2 protein-coding genes are annotated in these 4,558 nt (G+C 64.5%); both read left to right on the top strand.

Annotated elements, in window-relative coordinates; genetic code table 11:
* Positions 1–73 precede the first annotated feature (73 nt).
* Positions 74–2,689, top strand: coding sequence for a DEAD/DEAH box helicase (locus tag ACMNI9_RS01095; RefSeq protein ID WP_418830427.1), 2,616 nt, complete (start codon positions 74–76; stop codon positions 2,687–2,689).
* A gap of 147 nt (positions 2,690–2,836) precedes the next feature.
* Positions 2,837–4,558: ABC transporter ATP-binding protein (locus ACMNI9_RS01090; RefSeq protein WP_418830425.1), on the top strand; the 1,722-nt coding region annotated here is incomplete at its 3' end.

Below are 4,558 nucleotides of genomic sequence, written 5' to 3'. Positions count from 1 at the left end.
TCCGCATGGGCGCGGTAACGGGTAAAATAGATGCTTTGCAAAGTATCGCTGGTATGGTCGGAGGTCGTCCCGCATGGTCGAACGCGCAACAGAGGAAACAACGGAGAAGTCCGAAGGGGCGGCGTTCGCGCACGGGTCGCTGGGGCTGCTCGCGCCAAGCTGGTGGGAGCCGGAAGAGGGGGAGCCCGCCCCCGAGCCGTGGCTCACGCCCGACGAAGCGCTCGACCGCTTCCTCGATTGGGTGGCGTCGCGCGGCATCGACCTGTGGCCCCATCAGGAAGAAGCGCTCATGGCGCTCATGATGGGCGACCACGTCATCCTGGGCACGCCCACGGGTTCCGGCAAGTCGATGGTCGCGCTGGGCCTGCATTTCATGGCGCTTGCCACAGGTCGGCGCGCGTACTACACAGCCCCCATCAAAGCCCTGGTCAGCGAGAAGTTCTTCGATCTGGTGGACGTGCTGGGGCGCGATAACGTGGGCATGATCACGGGCGACACGCACATCAACGCGCAGGCGCCGGTCGTGTGCTGCACGGCCGAGATCCTGGCGAACGAAGCGCTGCGCGAGGGCGAGCGCGCCGACGTGGGCTGCGTCGCCATGGACGAGTTCCATTTCTACGGCGACGCCGACCGCGGATGGGCGTGGCAGGTTCCCCTGCTCACGCTGCCGAAAACGCAGTTCTTGCTGATGAGCGCAACGTTGGGCGACGTCTCGAACATCGCGAGCTCGCTCAAAGAGCGCACGGGCGTCGACGTCGACGTGGTGGCCGACGCCCCGCGCCCCGTTCCGCTGTCCTACGAATACGTGGAGATGCCGCTCGAAGGCAGCGTGGAACTGGCGCTGCGCAACGGCGAGGCTCCGCTCTACATCGTGCATTTCTCGCAGGATGCCGCGCTTGCCACGGCGCAATCGCTTTCGAGCTTCGGCGTGGCGTCGAAGGAGCAGCGCGAGGACATCAAGCGCGCCATGGCCGGCACGTGCTTCACCACGGCGTTCGGCAAAACGCTCAAGCGCCTGCTTTCAAGCGGCGTCGGCGTGCACCACGCCGGCATGCTGCCCCGGTATCGCTTGCTGGTGGAAAAGCTTGCTCAGCAGGGGCTTCTTCCCGTCATCTGCGGCACGGACACGCTGGGCGTGGGCATCAACGTGCCCATTCACACCGTGCTTTTGACGGCGCTCACGAAGTTCGACGGCTACAAGATGCGCCGTCTGCGCGCCCGCGAGTTCCATCAGATCGCGGGCCGCGCGGGCCGCAGCGGCTTCGACACCGAAGGCGTGGTGCTGGCTGAAGCTCCCGAGCACGACATCGAGAACGTGAAGCTGGTGCAGAAGGCCGGCGGCGACCCGAAGAAGCTGCGTAAGATCAAGAAGAAGCAGCCGCCTGAGGGATTCGTCACCTGGAACAAGCAGACGTTCGAGCGTCTGATTGAGGCAACGCCCGAAACGCTGAAGCCGCGCATGAAGATCACGCATTCGATGGTGCTGTCGGAAGTGGTGCAGGGTGGCGACGCGTACGCGCGCGTCCGTAAGCTCATCGCCGACTCCGCCCAGACCGACGAGGAGAAGGCCGCCCTCGTCGTGCGCGCGGACGACATATTCGCCACGCTCGTGAACGCCGACGTGGTGGAGCGCGTGCAGGCCGAAGATGGAAGCACGGAATACGTCACCACCGTCGACCTCCCCGAGGATTTTGCGCTTGACCAGCCACTTTCGCCGTTTTTGCTGGCTGCGCTGGAGCTGCTGGACCCGGAAAGCGACACGTACGCACACGACGTCATCTCCATGGCCGAGGCCACGCTGGAAAACCCGCGTCAGGTGCTGCGCGCGCAGGAACGGCAGGCGAAGGATCGGGCCATGGCCGACATGAAGGCCGACGGGGTGGACTACGAGGAACGCTTGGAGCGCATCGCCGAGATCACGTATCCCAAGCCGCTCGAGGATCTGCTGGGTGCGGCGTTCGAGCGCTATTGTCAGGAGGTGCCGTGGGCGCGCGATTTCCAGCTGGAGCCGAAGTCGGTCCTGCGCGACATGCTGGAAACCGCCAGCGACTTCAAGGGCTACGTGCAGCGCTACGGCATCGCCCGGTCGGAGGGGCTGCTGCTGCGCTACCTGGCCGACGCGTACCGGGTGATCGCGCGCACGGTGCCGGTGGACAAGCGTAACGATCGGCTGGAGGACGTCATCGCATGGCTGGGCTTCGTGGTGAGGTCGGTGGACTCCAGCTTGATGGACGAATGGGAGAACGCGGGGTCGGCCTTGGACGCGACTGCGCCGGTGGACGCCGACGAGGTGGTGACGGATCGGCGCGGCGTGACGGTGCTCGTTCGCAACGCGCTGTTTTTGCGCGTGCGGCTGGCTGCGCAGGAGCGCGCGGCGGAGCTGGGCCGCTTGGACCAGGATTGGGGCTGCGGGGAGCCGCGTTGGCAGCGCGCCTTGGATTCGTACTACGAAGCGCACGACGAGGTGCGCATCGACGGCGATGCGCGGTCGATGGCCTATCTGGAGATCGACGAGTCCGACGAGAAATCGGCCCGCGTGTGGCACGTGCACCAGATTTTCAGCGACCCTGACGACGATCACGATTTCGGCATTGCCGCCGATGTCGATTTGGACGCCACGCAGGAAGAGGGCGAGGTCGTGTTCAAGAACTTCCGCGTGGGCTTCTTCGAAGAACTGGGAATCGAATAGCCGATGGGTTTGGCCGGGGCGGGCAACCCGTCCCGCGGCCTTGCTCCCGGCGCCGCTTCGCTGGAGCAAACGTGCGGCGGCGCTCGGCGCGGCATGAGTCGACGCGCTTGTGGCATAATCGTGTCGAAGCAAAAAGAAGGGATCCTCATGTCGCGTCAAACCGCTGCGTCCACAACGCGTCGCACGTTGCATTATTTCTGGTTGGTCACTCGCAAGCACTTCGGGCTGTTCACGGCCCTTATGGCGTCGACGTTTCTGTTCGTGGCGCTGCTTTCGTACGGCAACCCGTACGTGATGAGCCTGGTGGTGGACCGTGTGAGCGCGGGGTCGGTGTCGCCGGACGAGGTGTTCGCGGTGTTCGGGCCGTACATTCTGGCGCTCATCGGAATCAACGTAGCGGGTCAGGTTGCCAGCAAGGTGCAGGACTACACCATGTACCGTCTGCAAATCGCAGCCTCGTACGATTTGGCCACCATGTCGTTCGACGCGCTGTGCAACCAGTCCATGTCGTTTCATTCGAACCGTTTCGGCGGTACGCTGGTCAGCCAAACCACCAAGTTCATGAGCGCTTACCAACTGCTGCTGGAAACCATCACGTTTCCGTTTCTGCCGGTGATCTGCTCGGTGGTGTTCACGTGCGCCATCCTTGCTCCTCGCGTTCCGGTGTACGTGGCCATCCTCATGCTGCTGCTGGCGGTGTACGCGGGGGTTTCGTACTACATGTACAAGCGCATCCTGGCTCTGAACGAGAAGGCGGCGGGCGCGCAGAACCAGCTTTCGGGCGAGTTGTCGGATTCGGTGGCGAACATTCTTGCCGTGAAGACCTACGGTCGCGAGGATTACGAGCGCGGCTTGTTCGACCAGGCGAACCGCGAGGTGGTGGCGCGCGATTCCAAGCGCATGTGGGCATCGCTTACGCGCGGCATCGTGACGGCGTGCATCACCGTTGCCATCATGAGCGTGGTGGCGGTGTTCATCGCGGGCGGCAACGCCTGGTACGGCATCACGCCGGGCACGCTGGTGGTCATGTTCACCTACACCTACACGGTGACGAACCAGTTCAACTTCATCAACAACGGGTTGCAGCGCTTCAACCGCGCGTTCGGCGACGCCAGCGGTATGACGATCATCCTCGATGAGCCGCGTCTGGTAGCCGACGCGCCCGACGCCGCTCCGCTTGAGGTGCGCGAAGGGGCCATCGATTTCGAGGGAATTGGATTCTGGTATACCGACGGAGACGTGCGCACGACGGTGTTCGACGGGCTTGATTTGCACATACCCGCAGGCCAGAGGGTTGGCTTGGTGGGTGCGAGCGGTGCGGGCAAAACCACGCTCACGAAGCTGTTGCTGCGGCTTTCCGACATTCAGGAGGGCCGCATCCTGGTGGACGGCCAGGACATCGCCGACGCCGCGCAGCAGTCGCTTCGCCGCCAGATCGCCTATGTGCCGCAGGAGGCGTTGCTGTTCCATCGCAGCATTGCGGAGAACATCGCGTACGGACGGCCCGACGCGTCCATGGACGAGATCCGCGAAGCGGCGCGCCGTGCGAACGCGCTCGAGTTCATCGAGCGCTTGCCGCAGGGTTTCGATACCGTTACGGGCGAGCGCGGCGTCAAGCTGTCGGGCGGCCAGCGCCAGCGCATCGCCATAGCGCGTGCGCTTCTGGCTGATTGCCCGGTGCTCGTGCTGGACGAGGCTACCAGCGCGCTCGATTCCGAAAGCGAGCACCTGGTGCAGGACGCGCTGGCCACCCTCATGCACGGGCGTACGGCCATCGTGGTGGCGCATCGCTTGTCCACGGTGGCCAGCTTGGACCGCATCGTGGTGCTTGACGGAGGCCGCGTGGTCGAGGACGGCCCGCATGCGCAG

The organism is Paraeggerthella sp. (assembly GCF_048427265.1).
Classification (GTDB): domain Bacteria; phylum Actinomycetota; class Coriobacteriia; order Coriobacteriales; family Eggerthellaceae; genus Paraeggerthella; species Paraeggerthella hominis.
Note: the sequence above shows the minus strand (reverse complement) of the source record. Positions and strands in the feature narration are given on the sequence as shown.